This is a genomic window from Acinetobacter sp. F-1 (assembly GCF_022869025.1).
In the GTDB taxonomy this organism is placed as follows: Bacteria; Pseudomonadota; Gammaproteobacteria; order Pseudomonadales; family Moraxellaceae; genus Acinetobacter; species Acinetobacter pseudolwoffii.
This window is the reverse complement of record NZ_JAJKFX010000005.1, coordinates 162,874-177,748: the sequence shown is the minus strand read 5'-3', so window position 1 is coordinate 177,748 and position 14,875 is coordinate 162,874. Positions and strand designations below refer to the sequence as shown.

Sequence of the window (14,875 nt, the reverse complement as noted above, 5' to 3'; positions counted from 1 at the left end):
CAAACTTCATGCCGACTTGAATCAATAATTCGAATTAAGTTTTAACTTGGAATGACTGCATCCGTTGGCCCATTTGTACCGCTAAGGCTTCAAGTCCAGACTTAGGCCGGATCATCACTTCAAAATCAATGATCTGACCTTCTTCATTAAACTGAATCATGTCAACTCCCTTGAGTTTTTTATCGCTTACCTGAGCAGAAAACTCAAGTACGACATTGTTACCATCTTCACTTATAAATTCACGGTGATAAGTGAAGTTTTCAAAGACTTGGATCACATTGCTCAGAATAAAAAAGACCACCTGTTTGCCAGGATAAGGATGAAAAGCCACAGGTGAGCGAAATACAACATCCTCAGCAAGTAACTCATTCAAGATCGACATATCGCGGGTTGCTAACATCTCGTGCCAACGATCAATGGATTTTTTTGTAGTTTCGATGCTCATTTGAGGTTCCTTTTTTGTTTTGATATTTTAAATACAGAGCGCTCCCCCTTTATTAAAGGTGAGAAGTACTGCTTCACAAGGGAGATTCTTTCTTATAAATCCTCTCCTTTAATAAAGGAGAGGAAAAAAAGCAGGTTTTAATATTTTTAGATCACCGCTGCCAATTCAGCCCCCTGACGAATGGCACGTTTAGCATCTAACTCACCCGCTTCTTTGGCGCCACCAATCAGGTGTACACTTTTACCAGCAGATTTTAACTCATCAAACATGGCGGTATAAGATTCCTGACCAGCACAAATAATGACATTATCCACTTCCAACACCATTTGCTTATCATTGACGGTGATATGCAAGCCCTGATCATCAATCCTGTCATAGCTGGCACCCGCAATCATTTTCACGTCACGATGTTTAAGCCCTGTGCGGTGAATCCAGCCCGTGGTTTTACCCAGACTAGAACCCACAGAAGCAGCTTTTCGTTGCAATAAGTAAATTTCACGGGATGATTTTTCCAGAACTGGAGTTTTTAAACCACCGACCTGATCATATTTGGTATCGATGCCCCATTCATCATAGAATTTTTCTGGATTGATACTGCCACTTTCCCCTTCATGGCTCAGAAGTTCCGCGGTATCAAAACCAATACCCCCCGCACCAATAATCGCCACACGCTGTCCCACAGCTTTACGCTCTTTTAACACCTCGATATAAGATAAGACTTTTGGATGATCAATCCCCGGAATATCCAGTTGACGCGGGGTTACCCCTGTTGCCACGACAATCTCATCAAATGCTGACGCTTCAAGTTCTGCAAAACTGGCAGTATGATTCAACTTTAACTTGATGCGTGGCTGCAACTCGATTTGACGTTTAAAGTAGCGCAAGGTTTCATAAAATTCTTCCTTGCCCGGAATGGTTTTGGCAATATTAAATTGTCCTCCAATCTGTGCAGCCGCATCAAATACCGTGACCTGATGACCACGATTCGCTGCATAGACTGCAAAACTTAAACCGGCAGGACCTGCCCCAATCACGGCAATATTTTTCGCTTCGCCAACGTCTTTGAAGATGAGTTCGGTTTCATAACAGGCCCGTGGATTGACCAGACAGGTGGCAATTTTCATCGAGAAAATATGATCCAGACAGGCCTGATTACAACCGATACACGTATTGATCTCATCGCTACGACCCTGTTCAGCTTTAAGCACAAACTCAGAGTCAGCCAGCATTGGACGCGCCATGGAAATCATATCGGCATCACCAGAAGCCAGTACATACTCAGCCATCTCAGGTGTATTGATGCGGTTAGAAGTAATGAGAGGAACTTTTACCAGACCTTTGAGCTTGCGGGTAACCCAGGTAAAGGCTGCACGAGGAACCTTGGTGGCAATTGTCGGAATACGTGCTTCATGCCAGCCGATGCCGGTATTGATAATCGTGGCACCGGCTTTTTCAATGGCTTTAGCCAGTTGTACCACTTCATCTAAAGTTGAGCCACCTTCCACCAGATCCAGCATAGACAGACGATAGATAATAATAAAGTTTTCACCGACCATTTCACGGGTACGGCGCACGATCTCGATCGGGAAACGAATGCGGTTTTCATAGCTGCCGCCCCATTCATCATCACGATGATTGGTTCGCGCTGCAATAAACTCGTTAATCAAATAACCTTCCGACCCCATAATTTCTACGCCATCATAACCGGCATACTGTGCCAGCTTGGCACAATTGGCGAAGTCATCAATAGTTTGCTGAACCTCAGCTGAACTCAAGGCATGCGGCTTGACCGGGTTAATGGGTGCCTGAATCGGAGAGGGTGCAACATTTTCTGCCTGATAGGAATAACGGCCCGTGTGCAAAATTTGCAGGGCAATTTTCCCGCCTGCATCATGCACCGCTTGGGTAATCACTTTATGCTTTTCAGCTTCTTCGACACTGTCAAGCTTGGAGCCGCCCTGAAACGTCACCCCATGATCATTGGGTGAAATACCACCCGTCACGATTAAGGCCACGCCACCTTTGGCACGCTCTGCATAAAAAGCTGCCATCCGCTCATATCCGCCGGGTGCTTCTTCAAGCCCCACGTGCATTGACCCCATCAGCACCCGGTTTTTGAGTGTGGTAAACCCTAAATCAAGCGGGGCAAGTAAATTCGGATATTTAGACATTTCAACTCCTTAGCGTGCTGATGTGCTGGCTATTTTTATTCAGCTGATCAGATATTGCATTTATCGATCAGAATTATGCAACTTGTTGCACTAATATATAAATCAGAATTGATTTTTATGCAACATGTTGCATAATAATCCCGAGTCATTTTTTTGAGACGTTTATGTCTTTATCGCATGTGCTACTGACCAGCCTGATTGAAAAACCCAGTACCGGAATAGAACTGGCGCGGCGCTTTGACCGCTCAATGGGATTCTTCTGGAATGCGACCCACCAGCAAATCTATCGAGAGCTAAATGCCATGTCAAAACAGGGCTGGATTTCAACACTCGAAGAAGAAGATGCACATTCACGTAAAAAAACCTATCAGGTTGAACTGCCCGGTCGTGAAGAATTGGCTCACTGGATGATACAGCAAAGTCCACCGGCACAGTTGCGCGAAGAATTGATGGTACGCTTACGTGCCGAAGCGCAGCTTGGTGGCAACAACACATTAGCGGAACTGGAACGGCATTTAGTCCTGCACAAAGAAAAACTCAACACCTATCAGCAAATTTTTGCCAAAGACTTTGCCCAAGCTAATGAAAATGATCGCACCCTGTATATTCATAAAATGATTTTACAACTCGGCATTGATCAAGAACTTGGCTGGATTCACTGGCTGGAAACCGTTATTCCGCGACTCAAACAGTTTAAATAAACGATCGGGATAAAAATAAGGAGAATATTCATGCCCTTTTATCGCATGCCAGACGGCGAACAGCTGTTTGTACGTGAATACGGTCAGGGTCAACCAGTTTTAGTGTTGTCTGGTCTGGGCATGTTGAGCTGGCAATGGGCGGCCTTTTTATATCCGCATAAAAACAGGTTTCGTTTTATTATTCCAGAATGGCGTGGTTTCGGTGCATCCAAAGACTGTAAAATTCCAGCAAATCTGGATGCAATTAACTGTCATTGGCAGGATGTGCGCTCAGTGGTAGATCAGCTCAAGTTCGATCGAGTCATAGTCATTGCCTACTCTATGGGGGCAACCACACTTATGCATGGTCTGCACTCTGATCATTTCGCTAAACGGATCACGGCTTATTTGCATATTGATCAGACACCCAAAATACCGGTAGATGATACTTGGGCTTTTGGTCTGTTTGGACCAAAACATGACGAATTTAGGGAGATTTTGCAGCAACTGTCTGTTCTCCTCGCTGCACATCCGCAAATTCAATTTATTCGCGATCTAGATCAAACGGTACGCCAACAGATTGGCGCATTGTGGCTGCGCTTTATCCAGCTGCAAAACAGTCATCCCTATAGTCTTAAAGTATTTGAGTTTTTACTGCATCAACCTCGCTTTCAAAGTTTATTACTGCCATCCAGCCGTATGGACTATATGGCGTGGTATATCAACAATTATCTGTATCATCGAGAAGATTACCGTGAAGCATTAACCAAACTTCAATGTCCGGTGACTTTCTTTAGCGGCGCGCAATCCCGGCTCTATCCTTTTGAAGGACAGCGCCTGATTGCAGAAAGCCTGCCTCAAGCCAAACAGGTGATTTTTAAAAAATCCGGTCATACGCCCTTGCTGACTGAACCGCTAAAATTTTCCAGAGAACTCGGTGTCTTCTTGAAAGAGAATTCACAATCGAGTACTTCGGCAGTTTAAATATTCAGGAGAAAAATAATGAAAAAACTGGTGGTCTTTTCAGGTGCGGGTATGAGCGCAGAAAGTGGCATCAATACCTTCCGTGACAGCGATGGTCTTTGGGAACAGTATCGGATTGAAGATGTCGCCACTCCGCAGGCCTGGGCCAGAGATCCGCAACTGGTACAGCGCTTTTACAATGCACGCCGAAAAAATATTCTGGAGGCAGAGCCAAATACTGCACATCTCCAGATTGCGCAACTGCAACAAGATTATGATGTGCATGTCATTACCCAGAATATCGATGATCTGCATGAACGTGCCGGCAGCAGCAAAGTGATTCATCTTCATGGCAATATCCGACTGGCCAAAACCTCAGGTCCAGATGCACAAAGTACGACCGAATTCTATCCGGTTGAAGAAACTGATTTAGATTTAAACAAGCACTTTTGCACAGCAGGTTATCCACTGCGTCCACACGTGGTCTGGTTTGGCGAAGCCGTTCCTGCCTATGCAGAAGCCCAAAATTGTGTACAAGATGCCGATATTTTTGTGGTGATTGGCACCAGTCTGCAAGTTTATCCAGTGGCGGGATTGATTCATGACATTCCGGTATCTTGCCAGGCCTATTATATTGACCCCAGAGCAGACCAACAACAATTGCCGGTACAATTTCACAAGATCACCCAAACGGCTACTGACGGTGTGCAACAGTTGATTCAGCTCCTAGAAAAATAATTTCATCACAAGACATATGCTGTGTCATGTTCGATGATGATTATTCAGGTATTTAGAAAACGTAGCGACACTTAATCATATTGGTTACAGCCTAAATACTATCTAACTCTTACTGTCTATAGCATACACCTCGTGATTTTCTAAAGTGAAATAGCCGTATCTAAGGCGCCACACTTAAACCAAATTTTTTCAAATTTGGATATTCATAGGGGGCATCTTCAGCTGGATAACGTAATGACTTGAGCCCATAAATTTGTGCAATATTCCATAAAATACTTTCACCCGCAGGTAGAGTTTGTGGCTGAATTTTATAAATTGAATCCTGATAAGCGCTATCACTATCAACAAATTTCCAGCCCTGTTGCTTAAACAAATCAATAATGTCTTCTAGCCAAGCCGCATTAATGGCTCTTACATGAAGTAAAAGCACATGCTTGGGGGAACGTCCTAATGTTTGTTGTGCTAAATTATCGTAATACTGTGCTCGATCAAGCAAATGAAACAGATAGGCTTGTTTTAATTTATTCAGGTTTTCTTGATCTTGTGCTTGCTGATACTGCAAAAACAGTTGATTGTAATACCAATCACTCGCATCGATGCTAACAGTTCCCGATTGATAATGATGGGTTATCAGCCATTGTCGTACTCCTTCCCTTTTTTCTAGCGTATTTCCCTCTTTAAGAAATGGAAATCGGTAACGTGGTACAAATCCGGGTAATGTAGAAAATATTTGATGTCCTTGCTCTATGTCTTTTAAATAATTTTTCAAGCTAATGTCATCTTTATTTAGGTTAAGATGTAAATTTCCATGATTGCCTATTCGATGCCCCTGTTTCCCCCACTCTGAAATCATCTGCAACCCTTTTTCTGTGCTAATTTTACTGACGCTTGGATAGACAATAGCCAAAATTCGCTTTTGTTTTAGGGTATTTAGAATGTTATTATTGATATGACAAGCATCTGGGTTATTGGCTGGGTCTAGTCCATCATCGAAACTGAGGGCGATCTGTTGAGCAAAAGCCACATGAGAAACACAGAGACATAGGCTTAAGACAATTTTTTTAATCATAAATGAGTGCTAGAGCTTAGAAAATAAATACCTTTTAACCTAGCATAATTATTCAAACTGATTGAACTTTACATCGACGGCTAATACGAAATTTATTTATTATCTAAGCTTATATATTGAATGGCAATTTTTTTAATGAATCACCACTTAGCTGTGGTGTAATGAGATTCCAGACATTATAAATGAGCGCCTATGTATCACATTATCGAGTGTGTTGGCTTTTAAATTTTAGTAACTTCAATATTTTTTTAATTGACAGAACGTAACAATCAATTTTTAATCAGCAGATTGTTGCATAAATGGAATTTTGGAATGCTGACTGATCTTGATGATTTTTACTGCTTTGCACAGGTGGTGGAACATGGCGGCTTTAGCGCAGCCGAACGTGCAACAGACATCCCTAAATCCAAGCTTAGCCGTCGTGTCCATAACTTGGAAGAACGTCTAGGTGTCCGCCTGATTCAACGCAGCTCGCGTCATTTTGCGGTCACCGATATTGGCATGAACGTTTACCGCCATGCACAAGTCATGTTAAATGCAGCACAGGCAGCACATGATCTGGTCGATCATCTTAGTACCGAACCGCGTGGTACGATTAAAGTCAGTTTGCCGGTTTTAATTGCCCAGAATGAAATCGCCAAAATCCTGCCAAACTTCCTCAAGCAATATCCAGAAATTAAAGTTCAGATGATGATCACCAATCGCCGGGTCGATATCATTAATGAAGGCTGTGATCTGGCACTGCGGGTACGCTCCAATCTGGATGACGATCCGAATCTGGTCATCCGTCAGTTTGAAAAAATTGAACAGCATCTGTTTGCAAGTCAAGGTTATCTCAATCAGTTTGGTGAGCTAAAAACCCCCGAGCAACTGGCTGAACATAAGATTCTGACTATGGCAGAAGATCATACCGAACAATTTCTGACCTTACAAAACGAGCAGCAAGAACAAAAGAAAATTCGGGTCAGTCCAACTGTATTGGGTTCAGACCTCAATATGTTGGCGCAACTTGCGGCTTCAAGCTGCGGGGTGACCTTATTGCCAGATAACGTGGTAGAGCAGTATGTGGCACGTGGCGAACTGGTACGGGTTTTACCTGACTGGAAAGCACCGCATGGTATTTTTCATGCGGTTTATCCCTCACGTCGCGGTCTGCTGCCTGCAGTCCGGGTATTTATTGACTATCTGGTCGCAGAATTAAACCATAGCTAATAAAAATATGGACAAAAAAATAGCTCATTCTTGGGGAAAAATGAGCTAGAGAAACAGGTCACTACAGCACAGTGAATAAAAAAGGAAACTTTGTAACTGATTCTCAGTCTAACCAGACTTCTATTTTCAAACCATTGTTTTGCTGTAGTGTTTTGTATATTTTTGTCAGCAAAAACGATGAACTTGTAAATTTGGCAAGTCAAAAGTTTTTAACAGAAATCCCGTCAAAATTTTAAATTTCCGGATAATCACCCGTGCCTTCAGGCCATGGAGAGAGTAATTCAAATCCGGTTTCGGTCACATAAACCATATGTTCCCATTGTGCAGACCACGATTTATCCGTGGTAACCACAGTCCAGCCATCTTTTAGTTCTTTGACACGAGCTTTACCCATATTTACCATCGGCTCAATGGTAAAGACCATACCCGGCACCAGCTTGATGCCTTGACCCGGCTGTCCATAATGCAGAATATTCGGTTGTTCGTGATAAACCTTGCCGATGCCATGACCGCAATACTCACGCACAATCGAATAGCCTTCACGCTGTGCAACGGTTTGAATTGCATAACCAATATCGCCTAAGGTAGCTCCCGGCTTCACTGAATGAATCCCGGCCAGCATCGCTGCATAGGTGGTATTGACCAGACGTCTGGCTTCTGGAGATGGCGTTCCCACATAATACATCCGGCTGGTATCACCGAAATAACCATCTTTGATGATCGCCACATCAATATTGATAATATCACCATCCTGCAACACGGTTTTTGAGGATGGAATACCGTGACAGACTACTTCATTCGGCGAAATGCAGGTGGTCTTGGTATAACCATAATAGCCAATATTGGCCGGTGTTACTTTTAGAGTATTGATAATAAAATCATGACAGAGATCATCCAGATATTCGGTCGTGACACCTGGCTTGACATGCTCCCCGATCATCGCTAAAACTTCTGCAGCCAAACGCCCAGATATCCGCAGTTTTTCAACATCTTGCTCAGTTTTAAGACTTATCGCTGGAGCTCGCATATACCTATCCTCACTATGAATCCCTGAATTATAATCCCTTTTTTGCGAAATATGTCGCAGTTGTTGAGTTTCGGCACAGCAATTTTCCTTGAAATAGGACTTTTCACTGCTGCTTATTTGTACAAACAATAACTGACATATTTTGATATCAAGTGCAGATATTTTTTGAGCTTGTAAGGAAAAATATATTTTTCAGCGAATTATCAAACATATATTTCTACCAAGATTTGAATGACCGGTTATGTGATCCGCAAACTCACTAGAATCAAGGCTTCCAGCCTTAAAATAAACTCCAAAAAATTGGACATATACACTAAAATCGCTTTCTTTTGTTCTATTGATCTCCCTTTATGACAAGTCTGCGTACCCGGGATATTGTCGCCCTAGGTTTTATGACCTTTGCACTATTTATTGGTGCGGGCAACATTATCTTCCCACCGATTGTGGCTCAACAAGCCGGTGAACACGTATGGCTCGCTGCTTTAGGTTTCCTTATTACAGCAGTCGGCTTACCCGTGATTACCATTATTGCGTTGTCTCGCGTTGAAGGTTCCATTCAGGCACTAAGCTCGCCTCTTGGCAAAGCAGCCAGCATCTTGCTGACTGTAATCTGTTACTTAGCTGTTGGCCCTTTATTTGCGACGCCGCGTACCGCAACCGTTTCTTATGAAATCGGTTTTTCATCTTACTTTGGCAATGAATCTGGCAGCCTGCTCATTTACAGCATCATCTATTTTGCTGTGGTGACCATCGTATCTTTATATCCAAACAAGATTCTGGATACCGTCGGCTATTTCCTGTCACCACTTAAAATTATTTCTTTGATAATTTTGGGTGTAGCAGCCGTGATGATCCCTGCCAGCAATCCGCCTGCAGCGATCGATAATTACGTTACCAGTCCAGTGACTGAAGGCTTCGTAAATGGTTATTTAACCATGGATACTTTGGGCGCTTTAGTTTTCGGTATTGTGATTGTTAAAGCCATTACTTCACGTGGTGTAACCGATAAAAAACTGATTACCAAATATGCAGTGAATGCCGGCATTATTTCTGGTATTGGTTTAACTCTGGTGTATTTAAGTCTGTTTAAACTCGGACTCGGTAGCCACGAAATTGCACCGAACGCAGCCAATGGTGCCATTATCCTGCATGCCTATGTACAACATGCCTTTGGTGATATGGGTGCTTATTTCCTGTCTGGCATGATTTTTATTGCCTGTATGGTGACTGCGATTGGCCTGACCTGCGCCTGTGCCGAATATTTCTCCAGTTTGACTAAAATTCCATACAAGATCTTTGTATTTATTCTGGTGGGCTTCTCACTGGTGATTTCAAATCTGGGTTTAACCAAACTGATCGCTGTTTCGGTTCCAGTCTTAAGTGCGATTTATCCGCCTGCCATTAGCGTCATTATGCTGAGCTTCTGTGCAAACTTCTTCAAGAAACCATCTCATGTGATTGCGCCAGTGACCCTGGTGGCCTTGATCTTTGGTATTTTTGATGGATTAAAAGTCGCTGGTTTTGAATTGCCTGCATTACTGCAAAATTTACCTCTATCAGATCAGAATCTGGCCTGGTTTATCCCGTCCATGATTGTATTGCTGATTACAGCTGTGATTGACCGTATTAGAAACTAAAACTTCTAGGATGTCTGAAAAATCGTATTTTTACCCAAAATCCGGTTTGAGCGTGATCAATAATTGTCAGGTTTTACCCAAACGGACTTTTATTGTTTCTTACAGACAATATCAAATCATCGCTGTGTGTCTATTTACTCGTGCTTTTTCCAGAAAGTGTGATTCATAATTAGGCTCGAATGATCCTATTTTTAATATAAATATAAATAATTTTTTGAATTTTAACTTTTAGATACATGTTGTTGCTGACTTAAACCATCTTGCCCCCTGACTTATACACAGTCTTACATTCTATTGATTAACACTACATATCTTTGGCGTAGAATTTGCATTTTCTATCTGCTCACATCAAACAATTGCTAGCTATTGTTTTCATGACGATATGGAGGTGTAATCTGAATATATAATGCTTTACTAATCAATTGATTATGTATTTTTACGACTAAAGAAGGCCATTTTGACCCTGAAAGTGCAGCCCGATGGTTGCAAAGGCTGATATTAAACAGTACAACTGTATGTTCAATTCTGACTAACTTAATCTGCTTTAGTCTTCAATAACATAAATAAATGGGAGGGATGGAGATGTTATCATTACATTTCAACAAGCAAGTCTTCATTGACGCTCTTAAAGCCAACGACACCAATCTGGTGACATTTATATGCACCACTTTTGCACTTATGCTGACTTTAACCGTCCATTGCTTAATTCAAGGTAATTTAAAACTTGAATACTTTGGTTATGCGCTGATCGTCTCAGCTGCTTTCTTCCTATGGGCTGCCATAGACCAGAAATACCGATAATCAAATTTTAAATTAGCCCAGATGGATGATGTGGCCAGTCATCCATCTGGTAAAAAAACCAAAATATTACTTTTAAGAATAATTAAAATAGCCCACCAAATGCGCCATAGAGTAAAATCCCCGTTCCTCCAAGTTCTGCAATAATTAATCCCAGCATTGCCAAGCTCATCAGACTGCCAGGTAGATGAAACCGACCCAGTTGATGCGGTTGCTTAAACTGATTGGTGGTATCTTGCAGGAAACCATGCAGCATATAAGCTGCAATCGAAAAACTAAAAAATACGATATTCACCAGTACGCAGATCAAATTCATGGCACTGGATAAATCGGAATAATATGCCAGAACTGCCAGAATTAGCGTCGCTGGTGCATATAGCAGACTGCTACGATGGGCAATATCGACATAATAATGTGCGCGTGACTGTGGTGATTGACGGATCTGCCAATACTTCCAGACCCCGGTAAACATCCCAATCCACAAGAATATTCCACTAAAAATAATGGCGATTTTAACGGCCAGTGCAAGTTCCATTGATAGCATAAGCTCATTCCATATCTATTATTTTACTGACTTTTAAGTCATGCTTTGCGCAAGCATCCCTTCAAAAACTGTATAAAGTTAAAGCTTCATCAGGAAGCTAAAATCATAGTGTATCGTATGTCTGAATTTGAAACATTGACTCTACAGTGCCAGGATGGCTATCACTTAAGTGCACGCTTTTATGCGGCTTCTTCAGAATCTGAAAAACGTCCGGTATTGGTCTGTCCTGCCACAGGTATTACCCAACAGTTTTATCATCATTTCTGCATCTGGTTGCAAGCTCAGGGCTATGCGGTACTGGTCTTTGACTTTCGGGGAATTGGTGAGTCACTCGCAGGCCCTTTAAAACAGTCCAAAGCCAGCATTGTGCAATGGGGTCAACTGGATATTCCCGCCGCGATTGATGCTTTATTAGCACGTACTCATGCAGAAAAAGTGATTTTGCTGGGGCATAGTGCTGGTGGTCAGCTTCTGGGGATCGTACCGAATTATGACAAAGTTGCAAAAGTGGTGGCTGTTGCTGGCTCAACCGGACATATCAAAGGACTTAAAGGTAAAACCAAACTGCTGGCGCCGGTCATGTTCAATCTCATTTTCCCACTGGCCCGTATGAGCAAAGGATATGCTCCAACTCAAGCGATTGGCATGGGCGAAAATCTGCCTAAAGATGTGGCGCGTGAATGGGCACAGTTCTGTAGCAAACCGGGCTATGTCATGAATGCAATGGGTAAAACCCTATTACCACGCTCAGATTTTCATGCTCAAATCACCTGCCCGATTATTTCGATCTGGTCATCGGATGATGAAATTGCAACAGAAGCAAATGTAAAAGATTTACTGCGTTTATACCCCAATGCAGACACTCAGATGATTGAGCTTCAACCTAAAAGATATGCGCATAAAGCCATTGGCCATATGCTGATGTTTAAAAAATCACATCAAAACTTATGGCCGGTGATTGAACAACAATTGACGGTTTAAATCAGATTTAGATGGTTATTTGCAAGCTGCTATGTTCTAATACACGCAGTTTGAGATGAGCCTCTTACAGTATATGGGCTTGACCTATATACGACTAGCCCCTAACCATGGGGCTTTTTATTGCATGTATGATTTTAAAAACGTATTAACATTTAGCCGAAAAATGCAATGATGCTTTGGATCACCACAGCATTCACAATATCAATAAAAAATGCACCACACAGCGGTACAATTAAAAAAGCTTTATGTGATGGACCATAGCTATTGGTCACCGCCTGAATATTGGCAATCGCTGTCGGTGTTGCCCCCATACCAAAACCACAATGCCCTGCCACTAATACTGCTGCATCGTAATTTTTGCCCATGATTCTAAAGGTCACAATTGCGGTAAATAAAATCAATACCGCTGTCTGCGCCAATAAAATGGTAATGAGCGGACCTGCCAAATCGGCCAGTAACCAGAGTTGCAGTGATAGTAAAGCCATAGATAAATACAGGGATAAAGACGCATTGCCAAATACATCGATTGCACGGTCGAAGATATCGACTTTCAGCACATGCTCCAAGACATTACGCACAATCACACCTGTGCCTAAAGCCCATACAAAAGTGGGCAATTCAAACCATCTTCCCTGGCTGAAGTCTGTCATCTGATTGGCGACAAAAATACACAGGGCAAACATCCCCAAAGTCGACACGGCATTACTGGATGTAATCAATCGGGTTTTCTTTGGATATTCAAAGGGCGCAGTGTTGATGTGCGATTCGAGCTGCTGTTCATTAGTCTCTTGCGCTACTGTTTCAGCCAGTTGGTTGCGTTTAATCAGGAACTTGGCAACTGGACCGCCCACAAGTCCACCAATAATCAAGCCAAAGGTAGCACTTGCCATACCAAGGACAACTGCTCCCTGGATCGCATATTGAGTTTCCAGAACCTCGCCCCAGGCACCGGCGGTACCATGACCACCCGTTAAGGTGACGGAACCGACAATCAAGCCAATCAGTGGATCAAGTCCAAGCGCTGTGGCTAAACTCATACCGACAGCATTTTGCACGACTACAAATAAAATGACACAGACCAAGAAGGTCAGGAGCGATTTTCCACCTTCTTTCAGTTTCAAAAAGTCTGCACTTAAGCCAACAGAAGTAAAGAACATCAGCATCAGGATGGTTTGAATTTGTGCGTCAAATGTGGCACTGATATTAAACAATTTATAGAGAATAAAGGCCGTAATCGCTGCGACTAAACCACCGATTACAGGTTCAGGTAAGTTATAGTTCCTAAAGAAGCTAATTTTACTAACAAGATACCGCCCAATAAAAAGAAAAAAAACAGCAATTACTAGAGTGCCAAAGGCATCTATTTCATAAGTCATAACATTCCCTATTGGCTTTATTTTCATACAGTTTTGGGAAAGAGAGATGAAAAATCAATCATAGAAATGTAATGCAAGTTATTGTTTCTAATAATTGTTTAATTTATAGCCCGAATAGACGCAATTAACGTGATGGAATATCATAAACCCAGTTGCGCGCTTGCTGATCTGTGGTCGTTTCACAAACATAGTAGTCGTGATCCCATGAATCAGGATGGAATATTTCCTTTTTGGTATAGGTGACATTTTTGCATTTTTCGATGCAGACAAAGCTGTCGCCTTGGTCTTTGACTTGGGTTCCGTTAAGGAAACCGCCAATACAGAGGAATCGGGATTGTTTTGTCATTGTTATATCAACTTTTAAATCATTTTTCAATGTGGCGATTAAACGCTGTATTGAGTTAGGTGTAAAGAGAGAAATATTAATGAGCACAAATTCATTTTAAATGATTAGTCCCTTATAAAGTTTTGGAAATATTCTTTTCATCATTCAAAATGTGATATGTCATCCCAAAGGACGGATTATATTTAAATGCTTCATTTAACTGCACCACAGGAATTTTCAAAATTTTTTTATGCTTCTTTCCAAATGAATCAACTATACAGATTTTTATTTTAGTGATTTTATTATGTACAACTGGCGACATCGCTCCCCAACTTTCTTGCTGCTCAAAATATACAACACCACTAATACCTTTTCCTACTTCTATATATTTTTCTACTTTGGCAGGAGAAAGCGTATTTAACTGAGTTAAAAATGGATATACCTTAATTTTATCACCAATTTTGACTTGAAAATCATCTAAAGCTATTACCTGCTCTTTTAGCCAAAACCAACCCAAGAAACGATATTTAAGCCAATTAAAACTAAAAGGGATTATATTCCATTTATACCCAATGAAAATCTTATCTATACCACAAGGTAATTTACCAACATTCTTTATATCTAAATAAAGAGCCACTGCTGTTATATGAGCTTGATGCCCCTTAAAAACATTTCCTGTTTCAAAAGTACAAGTAAAAGTTGGACCTTCAATAGTAGTAATTTTAAATTTAGGTTTATTATTAAAATATTTTACAACTATACTAACAACTGTCACTGCCATACCAAATAAAAATATTAGTAAAGCTAAGACACCTTGATTAGCATTTAAATAATCTGGATCTATTAACCTTTCCATTCACATCGCTCAAATAGAATTTAATTCTTCTTTTCGTAAAAAATAAGGGCTGA

15 protein-coding genes are annotated in these 14,875 nt (G+C 41.5%); 7 read left to right on the top strand and 8 right to left on the bottom strand.

Features of this window, described 5'->3' with window-relative positions; all coding sequences use genetic code 11:
• Positions 1-34: 34 nt before the first annotated feature.
• Positions 35-445, bottom strand: a complete 411-nt coding sequence (locus LOZ91_RS07025) for a nuclear transport factor 2 family protein (protein WP_005097098.1) — start codon at positions 443-445, stop codon at positions 35-37.
• Positions 446-591: 146 nt separating this feature from the next.
• Positions 592-2,616 carry an NADPH-dependent 2,4-dienoyl-CoA reductase gene (locus LOZ91_RS07020; RefSeq protein WP_100357032.1) on the bottom strand — a complete coding sequence of 675 codons (2,025 nt, stop codon included), beginning with the start codon at positions 2,614-2,616 and terminating at the stop codon, positions 592-594.
• A gap of 164 nt (positions 2,617-2,780) precedes the next feature.
• Here LOZ91_RS07020 and LOZ91_RS07015 point away from each other — a divergent pair, with 164 nt between their 5' ends.
• Genes LOZ91_RS07015 through LOZ91_RS07005 form a run of 3 tightly spaced genes read left to right on the top strand, consistent with a single transcriptional unit; the run spans position 2,781 to position 4,997 of the window.
• The gene (locus LOZ91_RS07015) at positions 2,781-3,317 is read left to right on the top strand and encodes a PadR family transcriptional regulator (RefSeq protein ID WP_005097101.1); all 537 of its coding nucleotides are present in this window, start codon (positions 2,781-2,783) and stop codon (positions 3,315-3,317) included.
• A gap of 30 nt (positions 3,318-3,347) precedes the next feature.
• Positions 3,348-4,280: an alpha/beta hydrolase gene (locus LOZ91_RS07010; protein ID WP_244782888.1), complete on the top strand. Its 933-nt coding sequence runs from the start codon at positions 3,348-3,350 to the stop codon at positions 4,278-4,280.
• A gap of 18 nt (positions 4,281-4,298) precedes the next feature.
• On the top strand, positions 4,299-4,997 hold the full coding sequence (locus tag LOZ91_RS07005) for an NAD-dependent deacylase (protein ID WP_100357034.1): 699 nt from the start codon (positions 4,299-4,301) through the stop codon (positions 4,995-4,997).
• Between the two features lie 160 nt (positions 4,998-5,157).
• Here LOZ91_RS07005 and LOZ91_RS07000 read toward each other — a convergent pair whose 3' ends face one another.
• Positions 5,158-6,066 carry a polysaccharide deacetylase family protein gene (locus LOZ91_RS07000; RefSeq protein ID WP_244782886.1) on the bottom strand — a complete coding sequence of 303 codons (909 nt, stop codon included), beginning with the start codon at positions 6,064-6,066 and terminating at the stop codon, positions 5,158-5,160.
• Positions 6,067-6,378: 312 nt separating this feature from the next.
• Between LOZ91_RS07000 and LOZ91_RS06995 the strand changes: the two genes are divergently transcribed.
• Positions 6,379-7,278, top strand: a complete 900-nt coding sequence (locus tag LOZ91_RS06995) for a LysR substrate-binding domain-containing protein (RefSeq protein WP_005097107.1) — start codon at positions 6,379-6,381, stop codon at positions 7,276-7,278.
• A 232-nt stretch (positions 7,279-7,510) separates the two neighbouring features.
• On the opposite strand, the gene map is transcribed toward LOZ91_RS06995, so the two are convergent.
• Positions 7,511-8,305 carry a type I methionyl aminopeptidase gene (map, locus tag LOZ91_RS06990; protein WP_005097108.1) on the bottom strand — a complete coding sequence of 265 codons (795 nt, stop codon included), beginning with the start codon at positions 8,303-8,305 and terminating at the stop codon, positions 7,511-7,513.
• A gap of 350 nt (positions 8,306-8,655) precedes the next feature.
• Between map and brnQ the strand changes: the two genes are divergently transcribed.
• Both brnQ and LOZ91_RS06980 read left to right on the top strand, forming a co-directional pair.
• A complete protein-coding gene (gene brnQ / locus LOZ91_RS06985) occupies positions 8,656-9,942 on the top strand; it encodes a branched-chain amino acid transport system II carrier protein (RefSeq protein ID WP_148334894.1) in 1,287 nt (428 codons plus the stop codon).
• Positions 9,943-10,524: 582 nt separating this feature from the next.
• On the top strand, positions 10,525-10,743 hold the full coding sequence (locus tag LOZ91_RS06980) for a hypothetical protein (protein ID WP_005097112.1): 219 nt from the start codon (positions 10,525-10,527) through the stop codon (positions 10,741-10,743).
• Between the two features lie 82 nt (positions 10,744-10,825).
• Here the strand turns inward: LOZ91_RS06980 and LOZ91_RS06975 are convergent, their stop codons facing one another.
• Positions 10,826-11,284, bottom strand: a complete 459-nt coding sequence (locus tag LOZ91_RS06975; protein WP_005097113.1) for a hypothetical protein — start codon at positions 11,282-11,284, stop codon at positions 10,826-10,828.
• Between the two features lie 117 nt (positions 11,285-11,401).
• Between LOZ91_RS06975 and LOZ91_RS06970 the strand changes: the two genes are divergently transcribed.
• Positions 11,402-12,265, top strand: coding sequence for an alpha/beta fold hydrolase (locus LOZ91_RS06970; RefSeq protein ID WP_074383206.1), 864 nt, complete (start codon positions 11,402-11,404; stop codon positions 12,263-12,265).
• A 152-nt stretch (positions 12,266-12,417) separates the two neighbouring features.
• Here the strand turns inward: LOZ91_RS06970 and gltS are convergent, their stop codons facing one another.
• The 3 genes from gltS to LOZ91_RS06955 form a co-directional block, all read right to left on the bottom strand.
• Entirely contained in the window at positions 12,418-13,641 is a 1,224-nt protein-coding gene (gltS, locus tag LOZ91_RS06965) for a sodium/glutamate symporter (protein WP_005097189.1), read from the bottom strand.
• Between the two features lie 124 nt (positions 13,642-13,765).
• Entirely contained in the window at positions 13,766-13,987 is a 222-nt protein-coding gene (locus tag LOZ91_RS06960) for a hypothetical protein (protein ID WP_080633091.1), read from the bottom strand.
• A gap of 112 nt (positions 13,988-14,099) precedes the next feature.
• Positions 14,100-14,822, bottom strand: a complete 723-nt coding sequence (locus tag LOZ91_RS06955) for a hypothetical protein (protein ID WP_244782885.1) — start codon at positions 14,820-14,822, stop codon at positions 14,100-14,102.
• Positions 14,823-14,875: the final 53 nt, after the last annotated feature.